This is a genomic window from Pseudomonas sp. USTB-Z (assembly GCF_019691255.1).
Classification (GTDB): Bacteria; Pseudomonadota; Gammaproteobacteria; order Pseudomonadales; family Pseudomonadaceae; genus Aquipseudomonas; species Aquipseudomonas alloputida.
This window is the reverse complement of record NZ_JAECZP010000003.1, coordinates 263574-283645: the sequence shown is the minus strand read 5'-3', so window position 1 is coordinate 283645 and position 20072 is coordinate 263574. Positions and strand designations below refer to the sequence as shown.

Annotated in this window: 21 protein-coding genes; 16 read left to right on the top strand and 5 right to left on the bottom strand. The window is 61.6% G+C overall.

Translation table 11 applies throughout. The features are described from left to right. The first annotated feature begins 1 nt into the window (after position 1). The 10 genes from I8746_RS05280 (at position 2) to I8746_RS05235 (ending at position 8631) form a co-directional block, all read left to right on the top strand. Positions 2-421 (top strand): hypothetical protein, encoded by a 420-nt coding sequence (locus tag I8746_RS05280; protein ID WP_012053482.1) that lies wholly within the window; start codon positions 2-4, stop codon positions 419-421. Beyond that, positions 393-3491 (top strand): host specificity factor TipJ family phage tail protein, encoded by a 3099-nt coding sequence (locus tag I8746_RS05275; protein WP_221100252.1) that lies wholly within the window; start codon positions 393-395, stop codon positions 3489-3491. The genes I8746_RS05280 and I8746_RS05275 overlap by 29 nt, the downstream gene beginning before the upstream one ends. Positions 3492-3502: 11 nt before the next feature. After that, complete coding sequence (locus I8746_RS05270; RefSeq protein ID WP_012053480.1) at positions 3503-3985, top strand: hypothetical protein; 483 nt, start codon at positions 3503-3505, stop codon at positions 3983-3985. Positions 3986-4028: 43 nt separating this feature from the next. After that, a complete protein-coding gene (locus tag I8746_RS05265) occupies positions 4029-5966 on the top strand; it encodes a hypothetical protein (RefSeq protein WP_221100251.1) in 1938 nt (645 codons plus the stop codon). Between the two features lie 26 nt (positions 5967-5992). Next, entirely contained in the window at positions 5993-6802 is an 810-nt protein-coding gene (locus tag I8746_RS05260; protein WP_221100250.1) for a hypothetical protein, read from the top strand. 98 nt (positions 6803-6900) lie between these two features. Then, entirely contained in the window at positions 6901-7332 is a 432-nt protein-coding gene (locus I8746_RS05255) for a lysozyme (protein WP_221100249.1), read from the top strand. Continuing rightward, a complete protein-coding gene (locus tag I8746_RS05250; RefSeq protein WP_221100248.1) occupies positions 7329-7823 on the top strand; it encodes a DUF2514 domain-containing protein in 495 nt (164 codons plus the stop codon). Before I8746_RS05255 ends, I8746_RS05250 begins: the two co-directional genes overlap by 4 nt. A 13-nt stretch (positions 7824-7836) precedes the next feature. Continuing rightward, the gene (locus I8746_RS05245; RefSeq protein ID WP_221100247.1) at positions 7837-8061 is read left to right on the top strand and encodes a hypothetical protein; all 225 of its coding nucleotides are present in this window, start codon (positions 7837-7839) and stop codon (positions 8059-8061) included. 73 nt (positions 8062-8134) lie between these two features. Then, positions 8135-8428, top strand: coding sequence for a hypothetical protein (locus I8746_RS05240; protein WP_221100246.1), 294 nt, complete (start codon positions 8135-8137; stop codon positions 8426-8428). After that, on the top strand, positions 8425-8631 hold the full coding sequence (locus tag I8746_RS05235; protein ID WP_221100245.1) for a hypothetical protein: 207 nt from the start codon (positions 8425-8427) through the stop codon (positions 8629-8631). The genes I8746_RS05240 and I8746_RS05235 overlap by 4 nt, the downstream gene beginning before the upstream one ends. 11 nt (positions 8632-8642) lie before the next feature. On the opposite strand, the gene I8746_RS05230 is transcribed toward I8746_RS05235, so the two are convergent. From I8746_RS05230 to I8746_RS05220, 3 genes are all read right to left on the bottom strand, one after another. Continuing rightward, the gene (locus I8746_RS05230; RefSeq protein WP_221100244.1) at positions 8643-9170 is read right to left on the bottom strand and encodes a hypothetical protein; all 528 of its coding nucleotides are present in this window, start codon (positions 9168-9170) and stop codon (positions 8643-8645) included. Positions 9171-9210: 40 nt separating this feature from the next. Further along, positions 9211-10401: a tyrosine-type recombinase/integrase gene (locus I8746_RS05225; protein WP_221100243.1), complete on the bottom strand. Its 1191-nt coding sequence runs from the start codon at positions 10399-10401 to the stop codon at positions 9211-9213. A gap of 235 nt (positions 10402-10636) precedes the next feature. Further along, positions 10637-11716: a patatin-like phospholipase family protein gene (locus tag I8746_RS05220; protein WP_221100242.1), complete on the bottom strand. Its 1080-nt coding sequence runs from the start codon at positions 11714-11716 to the stop codon at positions 10637-10639. 219 nt (positions 11717-11935) lie between these two features. Between I8746_RS05220 and I8746_RS05215 the strand changes: the two genes are divergently transcribed. The 5 genes from I8746_RS05215 to I8746_RS05195 all read left to right on the top strand — a co-directional run bounded on the left by I8746_RS05215 (position 11936) and on the right by I8746_RS05195 (position 16017). Further along, the gene (locus tag I8746_RS05215) at positions 11936-12244 is read left to right on the top strand and encodes a PepSY domain-containing protein (protein ID WP_014753822.1); all 309 of its coding nucleotides are present in this window, start codon (positions 11936-11938) and stop codon (positions 12242-12244) included. Next, complete coding sequence (locus I8746_RS05210; protein ID WP_014753821.1) at positions 12244-12558, top strand: PepSY domain-containing protein; 315 nt, start codon at positions 12244-12246, stop codon at positions 12556-12558. The genes I8746_RS05215 and I8746_RS05210 overlap by 1 nt, the downstream gene beginning before the upstream one ends. After that, complete coding sequence (locus tag I8746_RS05205; RefSeq protein WP_019752039.1) at positions 12559-13227, top strand: response regulator transcription factor; 669 nt, start codon at positions 12559-12561, stop codon at positions 13225-13227. It begins immediately after the preceding gene. Beyond that, a complete protein-coding gene (locus I8746_RS05200; protein ID WP_221100241.1) occupies positions 13224-14543 on the top strand; it encodes a sensor histidine kinase in 1320 nt (439 codons plus the stop codon). The genes I8746_RS05205 and I8746_RS05200 overlap by 4 nt, the downstream gene beginning before the upstream one ends. A gap of 319 nt (positions 14544-14862) precedes the next feature. Beyond that, positions 14863-16017 carry an HPP family protein gene (locus I8746_RS05195; RefSeq protein ID WP_221100240.1) on the top strand — a complete coding sequence of 385 codons (1155 nt, stop codon included), beginning with the start codon at positions 14863-14865 and terminating at the stop codon, positions 16015-16017. Here I8746_RS05195 and I8746_RS05190 read toward each other — a convergent pair. Next, positions 15991-16857: a LysR family transcriptional regulator gene (locus tag I8746_RS05190; protein ID WP_004573884.1), complete on the bottom strand. Its 867-nt coding sequence runs from the start codon at positions 16855-16857 to the stop codon at positions 15991-15993. The two genes, I8746_RS05195 and I8746_RS05190, sit on opposite strands and share 27 nt — an antisense overlap. A 180-nt stretch (positions 16858-17037) precedes the next feature. On the opposite strand from I8746_RS05190, the gene I8746_RS05185 reads away from it, so the two are divergent. Further along, entirely contained in the window at positions 17038-18927 is a 1890-nt protein-coding gene (locus tag I8746_RS05185) for a propionyl-CoA synthetase (RefSeq protein ID WP_221100239.1), read from the top strand. A gap of 71 nt (positions 18928-18998) precedes the next feature. Here I8746_RS05185 and zapE read toward each other — a convergent pair whose 3' ends face one another. Then, a complete protein-coding gene (gene zapE / locus I8746_RS05180) occupies positions 18999-20069 on the bottom strand; it encodes a cell division protein ZapE (protein ID WP_014753817.1) in 1071 nt (356 codons plus the stop codon). Positions 20070-20072 lie beyond the last annotated feature (3 nt).

Genomic DNA, 20072 nt, shown 5'->3' with positions numbered 1-20072 from the left:
CATGTACGACAAATATTTCACCGCGACGTATGAAGACGGGGCGCGGGGTGAGGTCGTGGGCGGCCGATATCTGCTCGACTGCTGGGGCCTGGTCCTGGCTATCCGCGAGGAGGTCCTCGGCCTACCGCCTCTGCCTTCTTTCGGGCCAATCGACCGCCGGGACCTTCGCTCATCCGCCAAGGCCTATGCCAAGTACTCCAACCTGATGCCAGTTGGGCCACCAGTTCCGGGGGCAATTGCCGCCGTGATTCATGGTGGGCTGTGCACACACGTCGGTGTCGTCGTTCTGATTGACGGCGAGCTGCGGGTGTTCGAGACCAATCCCGTTGCAGGGGTGACCAACATGCGCCTGATCGACTTCGAGCGATCCTACCCAAAGGTCAAATACCATCGTGATCGAGATCTTCCCGAGCAAGCTTGAAGGCGGGCCGCTTGAGCGCTATCCGTTGGATCAGGCCACGACCCTCGAGGCGTGGCTGAAGGCCAAGGTCAAGGGTTACGAGCCAAGGCCGGTACCGCCGATCAGCATCCTGGTGAACGGCGAACTCGTTGAGCCGTCCGCCTGGTGTGAAACCGAGGTTGGGCCGGATGACGAGGTGGCAATCTACATCGAGCCAAAGGGCAGCTCTCTCAAGACCATCTTCAAGCCTGGCCCGCTGGCCAAGCTGTTTGGCCTGGGCAACCCTTTCGACCCGGTTAAGCCGGCCACGCCCAACATGCAGAACCGGAGCTCGAAGGAGCTGAACCTGTCGACGGTGAAGGGTAACCTGCCCGCACTGAATGATGTGATCCCAGAACTGGCCGGTTCGCCGAAACGGTTCCCGGACCTGCTGGCGCCGGTTCATAGATACTTCGGTGATCCCACCGAGCAATGGGCGGAATTGCTGTTGTGCATCGGCAGGGGCAAATATCAGGTGTTGCCCAGCGATATCCTGGTCGGGGACACGCCGATCGCTTCCCTTGGCGGTACCGCCAGCTACGCGATTTACGGCCCCGGCGAAGACTTGGCCAGCGAGACAGCCGCCCAGTGGTGGCATAGCGCAACCGAGGTTGGGGCGACCAACACCGGCAATGCCGGGCTCACGCTGACTACCACGGTTGCAGTGCAGCAGCAGTTCTCTGGCAGTGCCGTTCAGGCGAGTGACTTTGTGATCACCGTTCCTGAGGGGGCAGGGTGGTTCCCGGCCGGCTGGGCGGCCGGCATGATTGCTCGCATTGAGGTGCCTTACTCGTACACCTTCACCGCGCCCGCCGATGGTAGCGCCACGGTGATCAGCGGCAAGCACCTGCCTATGCTGCTGCCCTTTGTTGGCATGAAGATCGAGATCACCGGTGCCAACGCCGGCGAGTATGTCGTGGCCACCTACGACCCAGAGGTGCCAGGCACTCCGGAAGTGCCCGGTAGTGCTTCCATGGTGACCGGCAGCGCAGCGCCGAACCGCTTCAACTTCGATGTTGTGCCGCTGAGCTTCACCGTGACTCGCGGCGCGAGCACGTTTCCCGTGACGCTGAACACGGCCACCACCAACCTGGCCGGCTTGGTGTCGGCGGTGAACAGCGCATTGGCTGGTACGCCGCTGGTGGCTAGTGCTTCTGCTGGTCTGCTGCGTATTGCCGAGCAGACCGCGCCATTCAGCGGCATTGGGCTGGGCCTCACTGGAACGACTTCGGACATTTTCGGGGCCAGTCCGGTGTTCGTAACCGGCACCAAGTCGGAAGCTGCGACTGATGGCCAGTTCGCGAAGATGACCCTGGCATACGACGGCGGTGCGCCGGTTATCGGCCTGCAGGTCGGGGAGTTGCTATCGACCATCGGCTACCGCGACCTTCGGTATCGCATCACTGCCGTTTCAGACGACTCTGAGGATGATGATGAAGACACTCCGGAAAACGAAGCGCACGGGCCGTCCGCCATCACCGTCGCACGCTTGACTGACACCGGCGCCGAGGACGGTAGTTGGGGCGGTTTCGACCCTATTGAAACCAATGACGTGAACATTGTCCTCGATGGCTCTACCACCGAAGGTGACTGGTCAGGCCCGATCGCTGCGCTGCCCCCTGGGGAGGTCACCCGCCGGCTTGAGGTGGACTTCTTCTTCCCGCAGGGGCTGATCCGTTACACGGACAAGAACGGCAACCCACGCCAGGTCAGCGTCAAGGTCGAGATCCAGTACCGCGACATCGCGACAGCGGGCGATTGGACATCCGTGACTACGACCTACACAGCCACATCACCGGACCAGATGGGCTACACCCGCAAAATCTCGCTGCCAACCTTCATGCGCCCGGAAGTGCGCGTGCGTCGGATCGGCGAGGAGTCGACCAGCTCCAACAAGCAGGACCGCGTGCAGTGGTTTGGCCTGCGCGCCCGGATCGAGCGCGCGCCGCGGCGCTATGAGGGCGTCACGGTCATGGTGGTGTACATCAAGGGCAGCAACCGGCTTTCGGCTCAATCCCAGACGATGGTCTCGGTCCGGCCAACCCGGGTGCTGCCGGTGCGCAGCGGAGGCGCTTGGGCTGTCGAAACGCCCACCAGGGACATCGTGCCGTGGCTCGCTCACGTCGCTCGCAGCATTGGTTATACCGACGACGACCTTGACCTGGCGGAACTGGATCGGCTGGATGCTATCTGGCGGGCGCGTGGTGACAAATTCGACCTTGAGGTGAATGGCCAGGAAACGGTGCTTGAGGCGCTAAACACTGCCCTGATGGCCGGCTTTGCTGAGCTGACCATAGACCGCGGGCTGATACGCCCAGTGCGTGACGAACCTCGGTCGGTGTACGAGCACCTGTACACGCCGCAGAGCATGGTGGCGAGACTGGTCCGTAAGTTCACCACGGTGCGGCCAGACGATTACGACGGGGTAGATGTCGAGTACACGGACGAGGACACCTGGCAGAAGGAAACAGTGAAGTGCCGTCTGCCTGGTGACCAAGGCCTGAAGACAGAGAAGATCACGCTGAGAGGGGTGATTAACCGGGATCGGGCGTGGCGGATCGGGATGCGGCAGCGGCGGCGGTACAAGTACCAACGTCACGGCTATACGTTCTCCACAGAACTCGCCGCGATGAACAGCCGGTACAAGAGCTACTGCGCCGCCTCCGACGACATACCTGGATACGGACAAAGCTCATTGCTGATCGACCTTCAGGAGGGCAATGACCTGACCTTGTTGGAGAGTTCGGAGCCGCTGCCTTGGGAAGAGGGGGCCAACCACGTTGTTGGCCTTCGCCGCCCAGATGGCACGCTAAGTGGCCCATGGCCGGCAACCCGGGTCGACGAGACCAGGCTGACGGTTCCTCAGCTCGACTTCGTTCCGGATCTGTCTTGGGACATCGAGCCGCCGCACCTGCAGTTCGGCACGACCACCCGCTGGAGTTACCCGATCCTGATCGATTCCATTAAGTACAAAGACTTCACAGCCGATGTTGAGGCCGTGAACTACGACGTGCGGGTGTATGCCGACGACGATAACTTCGCTCCGACCTGAGGAATGGCCTGATGCTTTCGATACCTGACGACCTTCCGCTGCCGTTGCGCGAAGGGTATGGGTTCGCACCGGTGAGCCCCATCGAGCGAACGCCGCTGGTTACTGGCAGGGCAATGCAGCGGCGGCGCTACCGGACGGTTCCCACCCTGGTGAACGTCTCTTGGATGTTCACGGCCACCGAGGCAAAGCTGTTCGACGGTTGGCGCAAGTGGGGAATCAAGTGGGCGGATTGGTTTCTCTGTCCGCTCAAAACCCCGCTGGGACTCCAGCCGACCCGGGCCCGGTTCACGGATACGCCGGTGGTGCCGGAGTTGGTCGGCGTAGATCTTTGGCGCTACACCGCGGAGCTCGAACTGTTCGAGCTGCCCATCGTTGATGAGGCGGAATTCACCTCTCTGCTTGCCGGCATGCCGATCACGGTAATGACCGCCCAGCTCCGAGCCTTGCTGGAGCGCTGGTACACCAAGTCTTGGCCAGGCGCCACGGCTACCTAATTCTCTGCCCACTTCGGTGGGCTTTTTTTCGCCTGGAGTAAACATGAGCGGAGCAGAAGATCTCGCGCGCTTGACACAAACGATCGACAAGACCGACGAGCTGCTACTGTCGCCGGACATAAAGCTGGTGGAGGTATCCCCCGGTGTATGGCGTCCTACCAATGCCATGGTTATGGCGAACCTAGCGACTTTGCTGGGTGGGGCAATGCCTTACCCCTCGGTCGCGCTTGGGCTTGTGGGAACCGTAGACGGCACCAATTTCAGCGTGCTGTCCAGCGCTGAGGATGAGTACGTCAACGTTTACCGTAACTCCGGCGGCCTGGCTGTTTTCATCGATAGCTACCCGAACGCGAAAGCTACTCGGCGCGCCAGTTCGCTGGCTGAAACTGCTTATGGGTTGTCCAGCCCTCGGTCCCTTGATCCAGACATGCCTTGGGCGGTGACTGATCAGAACTACCAGCCGATCTTGGGCGCGAAACGCAATGGTACAGCGCATGCGATTTTGGACAGCATGCCTGGGCTAACGATGCTCGGTGACTACCGGTGGGCCCTGCCTGAGGATAACGGTGTTGTTCTGCTGGGGTTCAAGTGGGATGGAGAGGTCATCATCTATGGCCACGATACTGGGCCTGCTACTTCGTTTGTGGCCGGCCCCGTCGGTGGGCAGGATGTGTGGGTTCTGATCGACGGTGTTCCATATCAGCTCACCTCGAGCGGTGACAATTTTTCGCCTCGGGTCGCTAGCGGCAGCGTCACCTATATGCGTCGCAACGGCCCGCTGTCGATGGTTAAGGTTGACCTTCCAACCCCAGGCAGCGTGGCAGGGTTTGTCACTGCGCTGCTGCATATCCTCAGTTCGGGGCAGTCGCTTTCTATGGGGGCAACGGCAACTGCGACCACGCTCCAGCCGCCAACGGCAAATCGTCTGCTTACCCTGCAGGACGGCGCTCGCTTGTCTAACCAAGATGACACGCTAACAGCGGCCATGGTGGCTCCATTCAAGCCCCTGGTGACGAAGAGTACCGAGCTGCCAGCTGTCCAATTGTCCGCGCAGCTAAACCGAATTCGCGGGATCCCGAGCAACGCAGGCCTGTTGACCAGTTGCCATGGGCGAGGAGGGTTTGCAATCGCCTCGCTGAGCAAGGGAACCTTGCCTTATGCCAACTCGATCACGGCGGTTACCAATGCCAAGGCCGAGGCCACCCGCCTGGGCTACGGCTATCGGGTGCCGTTCGTTGATTGGATACAGGGCGAGAACGACGCGAACCGGGCTGCAGGTGTCTATCTAGCGGCATTGCTTCAGCTTCAGACCGACTACGATATCGACATTCGCGGGATCAGCGGTCAGGCACAGACTGTGCCGCTTCTGCTCGACCAAATTAGCAACTGGACGATGTACAGCACACCAACCAGTTTCGTTCCGTTGGAGCAACTGCAGGCGGCGCTGACCTACCCGACGCGCTTCTACTGTGCTGGGCCTAAGTATTGGCTACAGACAAGCCCGGATGGCATTCACCTTGGCGCCGATAATTCGATGCGCCTGGGGGCCATGCATGCCCGCGCCGCACAGGCGATTATCTCCGGAGCGTCTTGGAAGCCTACCCATGTGGTCTCGGCCACCCGGTCAGGTACCGTGGTGACACTGCGCTTCCATACTCCATCTGGCCCGCTTGCGATCGACACCGTCAACGTTACGGACCCAGGCAATCTTGGCATCCGCTATGTGGATGACTCCGGCGTTGCCACCATTCAGGGCGTGCGACTTCTGGGGAACAACACCGTCGAGGTCATCCTGAGTGCGGTCCCGACCGGGACAAACGCCTTTATCGGAATCGCCGATATAGGCACTGTGGGCGCCGCAGGTGGCCCGGTGACTGGCCCCCGCGCATGCTTGCGTGACAGCAGCCCCGACCTCGATGCCTATGGCCAACCTCTCTATAACTGGGCTTGCCACCAGCGCGTCAGCGTCTTGGCTGCTTGATTAACGACTGCACAAGGAATTTCAACATGGCTGGACAAATGGTTGTGCTTGAGGGCGTTACTGCCGCCGCCGCACCTGGCGCCCCAAGAATTAACGTGAACGCTCCCGATATCATCGCGGCGAAGATTTCCACTTTGAAACATGCTTTCGGCGCGCGGGGACTGACAGCTGCGCCTGGTGGCGGGGTTGTTGGCCGCTGCCGTGCGACAGGTAAACAGCTGATTCCGAAAGGGAGTTCCGCAGCTAGTTTGGTCGTGACAGAGATCGCGGGTCGCCTTGGTCTAGGCGTCAGCGGAACAGTGGCAGCTGGTTTGGCTCTTCCCGCAGGAAGCCTTACGAGCTCCTACACGCTCGTGGCGGCGGTCAATCTGGCATCTGCAGATGTCGCCGGCGGGCTGATTGTCAACTTCCTGTCCGGCTTTGACGCTGCTGACGGCTACATCAGCGTCCTGCAGCGCACTTATGGGGTTACCAACACCGGCGCTAACAAAGGGAAGCTTTGCAGCAGCCCGTTGGCTGGGGGGAACTTTGCCGTAGCTACTCTCCCAGCGGCCGGCTGGGCGATATTCGTGGTTGATTACGACGGATCCACCAGGATTGCTTCAGTGGCGGTCAACCAGGTGGCGACCTTTGACACCCTCGCCATGCCTGGCACGTTTTTGCCGCCATCAGGTTCGTACCTTGAGGTTGGCTACCATCTGGATAGCAACAGCCTCCGAAGCTCGAAAATGGGCGACCTGTATACCTTCAGCGACTCGCTGCTGAAGACTGATCTGGGCAAGTCCCAGCTGGCGGAGCTCGTGGCTTCGATGAAGACCTACTACAGCATTGCCTGATCCCGACCGACACTAAACGGCCGCCTTGAGCGGTTTTTTTGTGCCTGAAATTCATGCGGCCCGCCAAGCGCGGGCTCTCTTGTACCTGGAGTAACCCTATGAGGACATCGCAACGCGGCTTGAGCCTGATCAAGTCGTTCGAAGGCCTGCGCTTGCAGGCCTATCAGGATTCAGTGGGCGTCTGGACCATCGGCTACGGCGCCACCCGGGGCGTTAAGGCCGGGATGAAGATCAGCAAGGAGCAGGCCGAACGCATGCTGCTGAACGACGTGCAGCGGTTCGAGCCGGAGGTCGAGCGCCTGGTATCGGTGCCGCTAAACCAGAGCCAGTGGGACGCCCTGATGAGCTTCACCTACAACCTGGGCGCGGCCAATCTTGAATCGTCCACGCTCCGCCGACTGCTCAACGCTGGCAACTACGCAGCCGCTGCCGACCAGTTCCCCCGCTGGAACAAGGCTGGCGGGCAGGTGCTGGCTGGCTTGGCCCGCCGGCGGGCCGCTGAGCGAGATCTGTTCCTGGGGGCGGCGTGAACGGCTGGGTGCTGTCCGGAGTGGTGGCGCTGTTGCTGGTATCCCATTGGGCGGCGTACGAACACGGTCGATCGGTGGAACTTGCCCAGGCTGGCCAGAAATCAGCGAAGCGGGACAGCGGCGATCGACTGGCAGAAGTAATTGGCGAGCGCGCGGCGCGTCAGGAAGAACACCGGCGCGCAGATGCGCAGCAAGAGGTGAGGGTAAAAGGGCATGAAGAAAGAACGATTGCTGATGCTGGCGCTGTTAACGCCGATGCTGCTGGCCAGCGGCTGCGCGACGAAGCCGGAAAGCTTGCCGCCTCCGTCAGTTGCCCCGGCACGGATACCTCCGCTGTCGCCAGAGGCGAGGCAGCCACCCGCGCCGCCATGGTGCTCTCCGACCTGCTCACACGGGCTGATGCTCGAGCGGGAGAGCTGGCGAAAGCTTATGACCAAGCCCGAATAGCAGGTGATCTATGCGAGGCGTCCTATAATGCCCTGATCAAGTGATCGGGGCAGGGAAGTGGACAAGCGCACCTTTATAGGGATGGTTGAGGCCGGCGAGCCGCTGATTCAGCAGGCTATCGACGCCATGCGGGAGTATCACCAGGCCCAGCATCGCGGCGCGTCGGCGGAGGAGATCGAGCGATTGCGCCTACTGGCCGAGTCGCTTTTCCAGCTGGTATCCGATTACCAGCTCCGCGTCATCGCCAAGGCCAGAGGTAAGGATTTGCCACCTCTTCACTGATCCGCTGATCGGCAATTGCCCGCGACCGATCCCGCCTATACGATACTGTTTATCCATACAGTATTGGTGCCCTATGTACTTCCTCCTTGTGCGCCGTCGCGTCAATGGCGTGGCTATCCCTTCAAATCAGCTTGGGAAGATCACGCCTCTGCGTGCCGACATCCACATCGGCGATCACCACAGCGAGCCGCTGGGGCGGGTATCGACCCAGGCCTGGGTGTTCAACCCTGCGCCTGGTCCGGACATCATCCCCCGACTGCATGACGCGAAGGTCAACGGCATGGCCCAGCTCGGGATCAACATCAACGGTGTCGAGGAAATCGACGGCGTTCTGTACGCGCAGTCCTGGTGGTGCAGAGCAGAATGATGGCTGGATTACCACAGGCCTGGGTGGCGGAACTGGATGACCAGACTGCCCTGGTAACTGACCCTGATGGGCGAGCGGATGTGCTCAGTGAAATGGCCTATGCTGCGCGCAGGCGCCGGGACATCGACGATGACACTCTGGTCGACATGCTCGAGCTTGCCGAGGCGGCCAGGCTGTGGGCGCTGACGGATGTCGAAGGGTGATATGCGACTTTTTAATCGTCAGTATCCAGTTTGAATTTTTCTCCATAAGAAGACGTATAGGGGATCTCAAGCCTGAGGATGTTTTCTAAATGCTCGTCTATTGAGTCAACGCTTTCGTCATATTCTATTGTTGCCAGCCTTATAGAATGGTTTGCTGGAAGAATAAAGGGAGGGCTTATCGCTTCAAGCGATTTTAGTTCGCACTTCTCTAGTCCTTCGAAAGCTTTAGTAATAAGGCGTTCGCCGCTCGAATCCAGTTTTTTCCCGTCTCGGTAGATCTGAAGATCTTCGATGGTTGCCGGGCCTAGGCCATCGTTTCGAATAATTACTGTAAAAGTACAGTTGTCGCCCTCTTCTCCATGGATTGCTAGGTGTGGCCTGATAGATAGACGATTATGCTTTCTGGATAGATGAGATTGATATACGGTTGCGAATAAAGCCAGCAGAGCAATAACTCCAGAAGCGATAGCTGGTACATCATCTGTCCAGCTTGATTCTGAGGCTGTATTGATAAATATGTACTGAATTTCTGATGTCACAGGTTTACTCCAGTGGCGCCGGTCGAGGGTATTTGTTTTCTTATATGTTTTCTATTTGCTCTGCGGGAATGACCATGTCAGCCCAGTCTTGCATCATTCTTCGTCTTTGTTCGATGTATGTTGCATGGTTATATACATCACGGATGGCGCTGCTGTCGGCGTGGGCCAGCTGCCGCTCAATCCAGTCCTTGTTGTAGCCACGGCTGTTCATCTCCGTGGAAAACAGGTGACGGAAACCGTGGGGCGACTGCCGTCCGGTATACCCGCAACGGTCCAGCAGGTTTACTGCGTAATTGATGCCGATCGGGCGCACGGCATCGGTTCGGTTCGGAAACACGTATTTCAAACCGCCTGAGATCGGCAGCATCGATCGCAGTAACTCGACAGCCTGGCGCGACAGCGGTACCACATGGTCGCGCCGCATCTTCATCTTGCTGGCGGGGATGGACCAGGTCGCTGTATCCAGGTCAATCTCCGACCATTCAGCCTTGCGCACCTCTGCTGGCCGGCAGGCGGTTAGGATGAGCAGCTTGGTGGCGCACTGCAGCTGTAGGCCAGACTCACTTTCCTCAATGGCCTTGATGATGGCCGACATCTCGGTGAATGCGAGGAAGGGCCGGTTCTTGTGCGGAGCCATTTTCTCAGTCACAGCGTGCATTTCCGCCGTGGGGTTGATCTCAATCATCCCGATCGCGACGGCATAGCGGAACACCTGGCCGATCCACTGCCTTGTTTTAACTGCTGTGGTAATTGAGCCGCGCCGCTCAATCCTGCGGATCAGTGTGATCACGTCCGCGCGCTTGATGCTGTCTATCTGGCGCAGGCCGAAAGCAGGTAGTACATCCAGCTCCATCGCGTTAGAAATCACCTTGACCGTTGACTCAGTCAGGCCTCCCTTCCTGAATTCCAGCCACTCCTCATAGACGCGGCGGAAAGTCCTCTCTTGGGCGCCCAGGCGCTCTACCTTCTTTTCCCTCCTTGATTCGCGCGGGTCTTTGCCCTGCGCAACGTCTTCGCGCGCCTCATCTCGACGCGCACGCGCTTCCTTTAATCCGATCTCTGGGTAAGTCCCAAGCGAAATTCTGGCCTGTTTGCCAAGCCAGGTGAACCTGAAGTGCCAGCTCTTCACGCCGGTCTCAGCCACGTAGAGAGTGAGCCCCAGCGAGTCCGCCAAGGTGTAGCCCTTTTCCCGGGCCTTGGCCTGCCTGGCCGCAGTGTCCGTGAGCGCCACTAGTACATTGCCTCTGGTTGGTTGGTCGATGTACTGGATGATGTACTAATTATCTGAGGATGTGGATAGTCATGCCGGGACGATTAAGGACAGAAAAGCGCCCATATACGGGCGCCTTTCGTTCTTTCGGGATTGTCCGGTTTTAGGCGGGAATCCACTGTGGAATCCTTGAAAATTTCCACGCTGTCATAACTCTGTGTGAATCAATAATGCGCGCAGTCTACCAGCATGGCCGCTACAAGGCTTGCAGGCGTTCATGCAGCCGCCCGGTGGCGGTCAGTTCCAGCAGTTCATCACCCAGGCGCTGGCTTTCGGCAATGGCCTTGTACCAATAGCGCTTGCGCCCTGGCGCATCGCCCATGAAGCGCTTGAAGTCGTTGCGGTCGGGCAACTTGCCGTAGGGCAGGGCGGCCAGGTATTGCGGCGAAGGCGTCATCAGCAGCACGTTTTGCAGGCGGGTGGCATCGCCCTTGCGCCAGGGCAGGGCCTTGTCGAACCAGCCGGGTACGACCTTGTCGGTGAAGTGCGGGTACAGCACCAGGTCGTCGCCGCGGTAGGGCAGGTCGAGGTGATAGTCGAGCAGGCCGCCGTCGCGGTAGGTGCCGGCGCCGGCACCGGGGATGTCTTTCACGCCCTGCATGACCATCGGTATCGACCCGGAAGCAAGCAGGGCGTGGCGCAGGTTGGTCAAGTCCAGCGGCAGGTAGCGTGAGGGGAAGTCGGTCAGCGTGTCGAGCGGCGGCGCGGCGCGCCCATCGTGCAGAATGATGCGCTCGAAGTGGCGGGCCAGGCGCGAACGGCCCAGGAGGTTACTGGCAACCACCGAGCCCAGCCCCAGGCCCAGGCGGCCGCGATGGTCGTGCGCGAGCTGGCCATGGCTTTTCACCACCAGAATGTTCAGGCGGTAGTGTGGGTTGGCCAGCAGCTGGCCGTCGCGGCCCTCCAGCAGGTCATCGAGCATGCGTTGGCAGCTGCGGCTGATTTCGGCCGGGGTGACGCCCTTGGCGAAATCCTGCTCGGTGTATAGCTCGCCCAGGCGACGGATGCCGGCGACCGGGTCGTCGAGGCAGGCGCTGGCAAAGCGCCAGGCACCGATCGAAGCACCGATCAGGGCACGCTGACGGGGTGCCGAGGGTAGCCACTCGCCGAACAGCGCCAGGTCAAGGCCCTGGATGCCCAGCGGCTTCGGCCCACCCGCCGCGCCCGGCAATACCCCGACATCGGCCGCCTGCAGGCCGCGCTCGCGGATGTGTCGCAAGGCACGCTGGCCGGCCTTGAAGGTGAGGGCGGGGTATTTGATGTGGATGGTGCTCATGGCGGGTCTCTTGGGCGAAAAGCAGCCGTTACAGATAACACACCTGTAGGTGCCTGTATTGGCCCTTTCGCAGCACAAGGCCGCACCTTGCACGGGGCCGAGTCGGGTTGGCGGCGTAACTGCGCTATCATGCCGCCAGCTGTTTTCAGGTTGAATTAAGGACCGCTGGTTAATCTTAACCCCGTAGACAACTTGCACAGTTCTCAGGAGAGAAGAACGATGAAAACCATGACTGCCCTGATCACCGCCGCTGCCCTCGCCCTGGGCGCCAATGCCGCCTTCGCCAAGGACGTTCAGCCTGACGAAGTGGTCAAACTGGTCAACGCCAAGACCATCAAGTCGCTGGACGAGCTCAAGGCCGCTGCCGTGGCCAAGCACCCAGGCGCCACCGTCACTGACTCGGAACTTGAAGACGAGTACGGCCGCTACATCTACAAGGTCGAGCTGCGTGATCCACAGAACGTCGAATGGGACGTCGACATGGATGCCAAGACCGGTGAGGTGCTCAAGGACGAACGAGACAGCTGATGATCCATGTATCCCGGACGGCACGTTACCTGGCGCTCTCGCTGCTTGCCGTCTGCTCCCTGGCTGTTGCCCGCGACCTGGACCAGGATGAAGCCCTGCAGCTCCGTCAGAAGGGCATCATCCTGCCGCTCGAACAGCTGCTCGAGACCGCCCTGGGGCGTCACCCCGGGGCGCGTCTGCTGGAAGCCGAGCTGGAAGAAGACGATGATCGCTACGAATATGAAGTCGAGTTGCTGACGACTGAAGGTGTGGTGCGCGAGATCAAGCTCGATGCCAGCACCGGCGCCCTGCTCAAAGACGAGGAAGATGACTGAATGCGCCTGTTGCTTGTCGAGGACAACGTACCGTTGGCCGATGAACTGACCACCGGCCTGCAGCGCCAGGGTTATGCCGTGGACTGGCTGGCTGATGGCCGTGACGCGGTTTACCAGGGGCAAAGCGAGCCTTACGACCTGATCATCCTGGACCTCGGCCTGCCTGGCTTGCCTGGCCTGGACGTGCTGGCCCAGTGGCGCGCCGCTGGCTTGGCCACGCCGGTATTGATCCTCACCGCCCGCGGCTCCTGGGCCGAGCGCATCGAAGGGCTGAAGGCCGGGGCTGACGATTACCTGAGCAAGCCCTTCCACCCCGAAGAGCTGCAACTGCGCATCCAGGCGTTGCTGCGCCGTGCCCGTGGCCTGGCCAATCAGCCGAAGCTGGAAGCGGCCGGTCTGCACCTTGACGAAAGCCGTCAGTGCGTGAGCCGCGAGGGTGTGGACGTGCAACTGACTGCCGCCGAGTTCCGCCTGCTGCGCTACTTCATGCTGCACCCGCAGCAGATCCTGTCCAAAAGCCACCTGGCCGAGCACCTCTACGACGGTGAAACCGAGCGCGACTCGAACGTGCTGGAGGTCCACGTCAACCATTTGCGCCGCAAGCTGGGCCGCAGTGTGATCGAAACCCGTCGCGGGCAAGGCTACATCTATGCCGGGAGCGGCGAGTGAAGTCGATCCAGGCGCGCCTGAGCCTGGGCCTGGTGGCGGTATTGGTGGTGGTCGGCGTGGTGCTGGTGCAACTGACCTTGTGGCTGTTCGAGGCCGGCCTGCAACGTTATCTGGAAAACGGCCTGCGCAACGAAAGCGAGAACCTTCTGGTGGCATTGGTGCGCGGGCCTTCCGGCCTGCAGCTGGATGAGCGGCGCATCTCGGCTGCCTATCAGCGGCCGTTTTCCGGTTACTACTTCCGCATCGATTTCGACCAGGGTACCTGGAGGTCTCGTTCGCTGTGGGACCTGGACATGCCCAAGCCCGCAGCGCCCGGGCTTTCCGATAGCCATGAACTCGGCCCGGAAGGCCAGCAACTGCTGGCCTTGCGTGCCGACTACCGGCGCCTGGGCCAGGACATTTCGATCAGTGTGGCTCAGGACTATTCGCCGGTGCGCGAAGGTTTTCGGCGCTTGCAGCAGATCGGCCTGGGCATGGGCCTGGTGGCGCTGATCCTGATTCTGGTGCTGCAGCGCATCACGGTTACCCGCTCGCTGCGGCCGCTGGAGCGGGCACGCCAGCAGATCGCCCAGCTGCAGCAGGGGCAGCGCTCGCAGCTGGATGCCGAGGTGCCCAGCGAGTTGGTACCGCTGGTGGGGCAGATCAACCATTTGCTTAGCCATACCGAAGACAGCCTGCGCCGTTCACGCAATGCCCTCGGTAACCTCGGCCATGCGCTGAAGACGCCGCTGGCGGTGCTGCTGAGCCTGGCCTCCAGTGAACGCTTGCAGGGTCTGCCGGAGGTACGGGCGCAAATGCGTGAGCAGTTGCAGCAGATTCAGGAACGCCTGGCGCGCGAGCTGAACCGTGCGCGCCTGGCAGGGGATGCGCTGCCTGGCGCGCAGTTCGATTGTGATGCCGAACTGCCGGGGTTGCTCGGCACCTTGGGCATGATTCATGGCGAGGGCCTGCTGCTGGCAAGTGATGTGTCGCCCGGGGTGTTGTTGCCATGGGACCGCGAGGACGTTCTGGAACTGTTGGGTAATCTGCTGGACAACGCCTGCAAGTGGGCAGACAGCGAAGTGCGCCTGGGTATCGCGCCGAACGCCGAGGGCTACCGGCTGTGGGTTGATGACGATGGCCCGGGTATACCGCAAGACCAGCGGCAGCAGGTGCTGGAGCGTGGTTCGCGGCTGGACGAACAGGTGGCTGGGCATGGGCTGGGGTTGGGCATCGTGCGCGATATCGTTGACGCATGGGGCGGGCGCCTGGCCTTGCTGGAGAGCCCGCTGGGCGGGTTGCGGGTGAGCATCGACCTGCCGCGCAAGGCTCGTTAATGCCGGGGCCGCTGTGCGGCCCATCGCGACACAAGGCCGCTCCCACAGGGGTACGCAATCCCCTGTGGGGCCGTGTGTCGCGAAAGGGCGCGCAGCGTCCTTTGGCCCTATCAGTACTGCAAAAAAATTGCAGTACAGCCGCAGTTTTTTGAATTAGCCCAAATTCCCCCCACCCGGCAAAATCCCCCCACGAAACCCTGCGGTTTCCATCTCTCCACGGACGGAGCCCCTTGTGGTATTGCATGCGCAATACGAGGCCCAGGCCAACTCGGCTGGGCTTTCTTTTTAAACAGAAAAACCAAAGATCCCGATTGCCCAAATGTCTGCCTCGCGTTCCGAAAGTCGTCTGCAGCGGCTGTTGCCGGCCCCTCTCAACATCCCCCCAAAAGAATGGTTGCGTGCCGGTATCGGTGCGCTGCTTGGCCTTTTCCTCGCGGGCTGGCTGACCAGCATGGCCTATGGCCCCAGCATCGCCCTGCACTTGCTCGGCCCGCTGGCTGCCTCGGCGGTACTGGTGTTTGCGGTGCATTCCGGCCCCTTGGCCCAACCTTGGCCGGTGTTGGGCAGCTACGCCCTGGCGGGTGCAGTGGGGCTGGCCATGCGTGAAGGCTTCGGCGCCGAGCTGTGGGTGGCCGCTGCGGCGCTCGGCATCTCGATCCTGGTCATGTGCCTGTTGCGCTGCCTGCACCCCCCGGGTGGCGGTGTAGCAGTGAGCGCGGTGCTGGCCGACCCGGGGTTGACCGCCATGGGCGATCATCTGCTGGAGCCGGTGCTGCTCAATGCGCTGATCCTGGTGACAGTGGCAATCGCCTACAACCGTTTGACGGGTGTGCGCTACCCGAAAGGCGCGGTGCCACGCAAAGACCTGCATCACACCCATGACCCGCTGCCCGGCGAGCGGGTCGGCATCCGCAGTGAAGACCTGGACCAGGCCCTGGAAGAGCTGGGCGAGTTCGTCGATGTCACCCGTGACGAGCTGGAGCGCATCATCCTCGCCACCGAGCAGCACGCCCTGCAGCGCAGCCTTGGCGGTATCACCGCGGCCTCGGTGATGTCCCGCGATGTGCAGTTCGCCACACCTGATACCACGCTGGAGCAGGCCTGGAAAATGCTCGCCAGCCATCACCTGAAAACCCTGCCTGTCCTGCAGCACGGCGAGCTTGTAGGCATCGTCAGCCTCAGCGACCTGGTTGGCCCGGCGATGCAGAGTGGGCGTTTCAGCTGGCGCGGTCTGTTCGGCCGCCAGGCAGTGCGCATGGCGCAAGTGATGAGCAGGCGGGTTGTCAGTGTCAGCAGCCAGCACCCGTTGGAACGCCTGCTGCCCTTGTTGTGCGAACAAGGCCTGCACTGCTTGCCGGTGCTTGATGGCGACAAGCTGGTGGGGGTGATCACCCAGACCGACCTGATTGCCGGCCTCAAGCGTCAGTTGCTCAGCAAGACCGAGGCTTCAGATAACCGGGTCCCAGCGCTGTGACCAGTCGCTGGCGCCGGCAGCGACCAGCCGGCGCAGGATCGCGAAGGCCTGTTGCAGGGCTTCGCTGTCACGTTTTCGCGGGTACACCAGAAAGGTCGGGTAGGTGAACTCCGGTGCCTGCGGTACCCGCTCGAACACGCCGCTGTCCAGATAGGCCTGCACCACCCGCGTGCGGAAGTAGCCACTGCCACCTTGGTCGAGTATGAACTGCAGGGCCAGCGGGCCAAGGTTGAAACTTAGCGCCGGGCGTGCGCAGTCGGGCAGGGCCGCATCATGCTGGCGGCGGAAGGCCTCGCCCCAGTCGATGTAGATGTACGGCTCGGGCCGCTCGACCCGGCGCACGCGAATCAGCTTCTCTTCCATCAACTGCTCCACCTGCAGGCCTGGACCGTAGGTCGGCTGGTAGACCAGCGCGGCGTCCAGCAAGCCCATCTCGACCTTGCGCAGCAGCGACTCTCCATCGCTGACCTCGCTGCGGATGGCATGGCTGGGCAGTTCACGGTGCAGGGCACTTACCCAGTCGAGCATCATCGGGTTGCCCAGGCTCACCTCACCGCCCACATGCAGCACCTGCTGGCAACCTTCAGGCAACGGCAGGTCGCGGCGCGCGGCTTCCCAGGTTTGCACCAACTGGTTGGCATAACTGACGAACGCTTCGCCATCGCTGGTCAGGCTGGCGCCGCTGCGGCTACGCACGAACAGCTGGCAACCCAGTTGCTGTTCCAGGCGCTGCACGCGCGCGGTGATCGCGGTTTGTGACACGAACAGGCGTTCGGCCGCGGCGACCAGGCTGCCGCAACGCACTATTTCCAGGAAGGTACGGGCCTGATCGATGTCCATGGGCTGCTCGGTGTTTGAAGGGGTTGCCTATTCTAGAGGCTTTGCACCGTTATGGGGCGCTATTGCGTTGTCTGCAAATTTGCAGGTCGGTTGTGACTTTAGTCCCATGGCGGCGCGGGTATAGCGGTCCATACTCAAGTTTCGCCCTTCAATAACAACAAGTACCGGGTTTCTAACGACATGAGCTACCAGCACAGCTACGCCCATTCCATTTCCGACCCTGCCGCGTTCTGGGCGGAACAGGCCGCACACCTGGCCTGGCACCGCAAGCCTGCCTTGACCCTGCAAGACAATGCCGACGGTACCCACCGCTGGTTCGCTGACGGCCGCCTCAACAGCTGTTACCTGGCCCTCGATCACCAGATCGAGCAGGGCCGGGGCGAGCAGTTGGCGCTGATCTATGATTCGCCCGTAACCGGCGTGCAGCAGACCTACACCTACAACCAGTTGCGCGACGAGGTAGCACGCCTGGCCGGTTTGCTGCGCCAGCTGGGGGTGAACAAGGGCGATGGCGTGATCATCTACATGCCCATGGTGCCGCAAGCGGCCATGGCGATGCTGGCCTGCGCGCGGATCGGCGCGGTGCATTCGGTCGTGTTCGGTGGCTTTGCCGCCAACGAGTTGGCCCTGCGCATCGATGACGCCCGGCCCACCTTGTTGCTGACGGCATCGTGCGGGCTGGAGTTCGACCGGGTCATTGCATACAAACCACTGGTTGACCGTGCCCTGCAACTGGCCCGTCACCAGCCGCGCAATGTGCTGGTGCTGCAGCGGCCACAGGCGCACGCTGAACTGCTGCCAGGCCGCGACCTGGACTGGCAGGCGGCCTTGGCCGGCGCCGAGCCGGTGGCGCCCGTCGAGCTGGATGCCGGCGACCCGCTGTACATCATGTACACGTCGGGCACCACCGGGAAACCCAAGGGTATCGTCCGGGAAAACGGCGGCAATGCCGTGGCGCTGTGTTACGCCATGCGCCATATCTATGGCATGCAGGCCGGCGATGTGTGGTGGGGCATTTCCGACGTCGGTTGGGTGGTCGGCCATTCACTGATCGTCTACGGGCCGTTGATGAGCGGCTGTACCACGGTGTTCTACGAAGGCAAGCCGATCCGCACCCCGGATGCTTCGGCCTATTGGCGGGTGGTGGAGCAGTACCAGGTCAACGCGCTGTTCTGTGCACCTACGGCCATGCGCGCCATCCGCAAGGAAGACCCGGAGGGCGACCTGATTCGCAAGCATGACCTCAGCTCGCTGCGTCAACTGTTCCTGGCGGGGGAAAAGCTGGATTCCAGCACCCATGAATGGTTGGAGCGGGTGAGTGGCAAGCCGGTGCACGACCATTGGTGGCAGACCGAGACCGGCTGGCCGGTCACCGCGCCTTGCGTCGGGCTGGAGGGCAGCGCGGCGAAGCCAGGGTCGAGCAACCGCGCAGTGCCGGGTTACAACGTTCGCGTACTGGATGACGAAGGCCACTTGCTCGGGGCCAACCATCAGGGTTCGATCGTGATTGCACTGCCACTGCCCCCCGGCTGCAGCCAGACGCTGTGGGGGGATCACGAGCGCTACCTGCAGGCCTACCTGCGCACGTACCCGGGGTATTACCACACGGGCGATGGCGGCTATCTGGACGATGATGGCTTCGTCTACATCATGGGGCGCACCGATGATGTGATCAACGTTTCTGGGCATCGTTTGTCCACCGGTGAAATGGAAGACCTGGTCGCCCGGCACCCGGCGGTAGCGGAGTGTGCTGTGATCGGCGTGCATGACGAGATCAAGGGCCAGGTACCGTTGGCGCTGGTCGTACTCAAGGATGGCGAGGGCATTGCCGAGGCGCAGTTGCTGGTGGAGCTGGTGGGTAGCGTGCGCGAGGAAATTGGCCCGCTGGCCTGTTTCAATCGGGTACGGCTGGTGAAGCGCCTGCCCAAGACCCGTTCTGGCAAGATACTGCGGGCGGTGCTGCGCAAGATTGCCGATGGGCAGGATTATGTGCCGCCTTCGACCCTGGATGACCCGGCAGTGCTGGGAGAGATCGAAGCGGTGCTGGCGGATTTGCCCAGGGCGGGTTGATGGTTTGACCTCGATGGCCCCTTCGTAGGCGCGGGTTCACCCGCGAAAGGGCCGTCTCAGGCACTGCAGTCTCAGGGGGCAATCTGGTGCAGTTGCCCCAACCGGCTGCGGGTACGCATCAGGTCGGCCAGCGGGCCGCCCAGGCTCTCTTCCAGCGGACGTTTACCTATGACAATCACCCGCCGATCCTGGTCATACAGCACATCCACCAGGTTGACGAAGCGCTGCTGAGCCGCCAGCGAACACGCCGAGAGGTCATCCAGCCCATCGATCACCCACTCGTCATACTCCCTGGCCAGTACCAGGTAGTCGATGACCGCAGTGGCCTTCTCGCACAGATCGTCAAAGCCAAGCACCACCCGCCGGCCATCGATGGCCAGCGCTCGCAGCGGGCGCTTGTTCACGTCCAGTATCACCGGTTGTTCGCTCGGCACGTTCAGTGCCTGGCGCTGCGCCGCATTACCCGGCCAGACATAATGACCCTGGGTAAAACGCTGATGCTCGCGGTTGGCCGGCAAGCTGCGAAAATCAGTGTCGCCACCGACTTCGAGCACGTGCATCGAGCTGTTGATCAGGCGAATGACCGGCAGAAAACGTTCGTGATACAGCGGGTTGGGCAGTAGCCCTTCGGGCGCGTAGTTAGAGGTCACCAGCAGGTACACGCCACGGGCGAACAAGGCGTTGAACAGCCGGGTGAGCAGCATGGCATCGCCTATGTCATGCACGTGGAATTCGTCGAAGCACAGCACCCGGCAACCACCCACCAGCTCGTCCAGCGTTGCGCCCAGCGCGTCGTCCAGCGCCCGGTGGCGGTGCATGCCCTGGTGCAGGCGTGCAAAGAAATCATGAAAATGCAGGCGCAGCTTGTCGGCTATCGGCACGGCCTGGAAAAAGCCATCGAGCAGCCAGCTTTTACCACGGCCGACCGAGCCGTACAGGTACAGACTGCGCGGTTGACCTTGTTCAAGCTGCGTCAGTTGTTCGGCCATGCAGTGGATTACCCGCCGCTGGCCGTCACTCAGCTGATAACCGCGGCTGTGCGCCTTGTCCTCGAACCAGCCGAGCAGCTCGCTCTGTTGATGGGTGGCGCCGCGCAAGCGTTGGCCAAGCTGGCGCAGCGGGGTAGGGATCCAGGCAGACAAAAG

Coding starts and splice junctions, on each gene's coding strand:
- I8746_RS05280 (WP_012053482.1), top strand. CDS start 2: ATGTACGACAAATATTTCACCGCGACGTATGAAGACGGGGCGCGGGGT.
- I8746_RS05270 (WP_012053480.1), top strand. CDS start 3,503: ATGCTTTCGATACCTGACGACCTTCCGCTGCCGTTGCGCGAAGGGTAT.
- I8746_RS05265 (WP_221100251.1), top strand. CDS start 4,029: ATGAGCGGAGCAGAAGATCTCGCGCGCTTGACACAAACGATCGACAAG.
- I8746_RS05260 (WP_221100250.1), top strand. CDS start 5,993: ATGGCTGGACAAATGGTTGTGCTTGAGGGCGTTACTGCCGCCGCCGCA.
- I8746_RS05255 (WP_221100249.1), top strand. CDS start 6,901: ATGAGGACATCGCAACGCGGCTTGAGCCTGATCAAGTCGTTCGAAGGC.
- I8746_RS05240 (WP_221100246.1), top strand. CDS start 8,135: ATGTACTTCCTCCTTGTGCGCCGTCGCGTCAATGGCGTGGCTATCCCT.
- I8746_RS05235 (WP_221100245.1), top strand. CDS start 8,425: ATGATGGCTGGATTACCACAGGCCTGGGTGGCGGAACTGGATGACCAG.
- I8746_RS05220 (WP_221100242.1), bottom strand. CDS start 11,716: ATGAGCACCATCCACATCAAATACCCCGCCCTCACCTTCAAGGCCGGC.
- I8746_RS05215 (WP_014753822.1), top strand. CDS start 11,936: ATGAAAACCATGACTGCCCTGATCACCGCCGCTGCCCTCGCCCTGGGC.
- I8746_RS05210 (WP_014753821.1), top strand. CDS start 12,244: ATGATCCATGTATCCCGGACGGCACGTTACCTGGCGCTCTCGCTGCTT.
- I8746_RS05205 (WP_019752039.1), top strand. CDS start 12,559: ATGCGCCTGTTGCTTGTCGAGGACAACGTACCGTTGGCCGATGAACTG.
- I8746_RS05195 (WP_221100240.1), top strand. CDS start 14,863: ATGTCTGCCTCGCGTTCCGAAAGTCGTCTGCAGCGGCTGTTGCCGGCC.
- I8746_RS05190 (WP_004573884.1), bottom strand. CDS start 16,857: ATGGACATCGATCAGGCCCGTACCTTCCTGGAAATAGTGCGTTGCGGC.
- I8746_RS05185 (WP_221100239.1), top strand. CDS start 17,038: ATGAGCTACCAGCACAGCTACGCCCATTCCATTTCCGACCCTGCCGCG.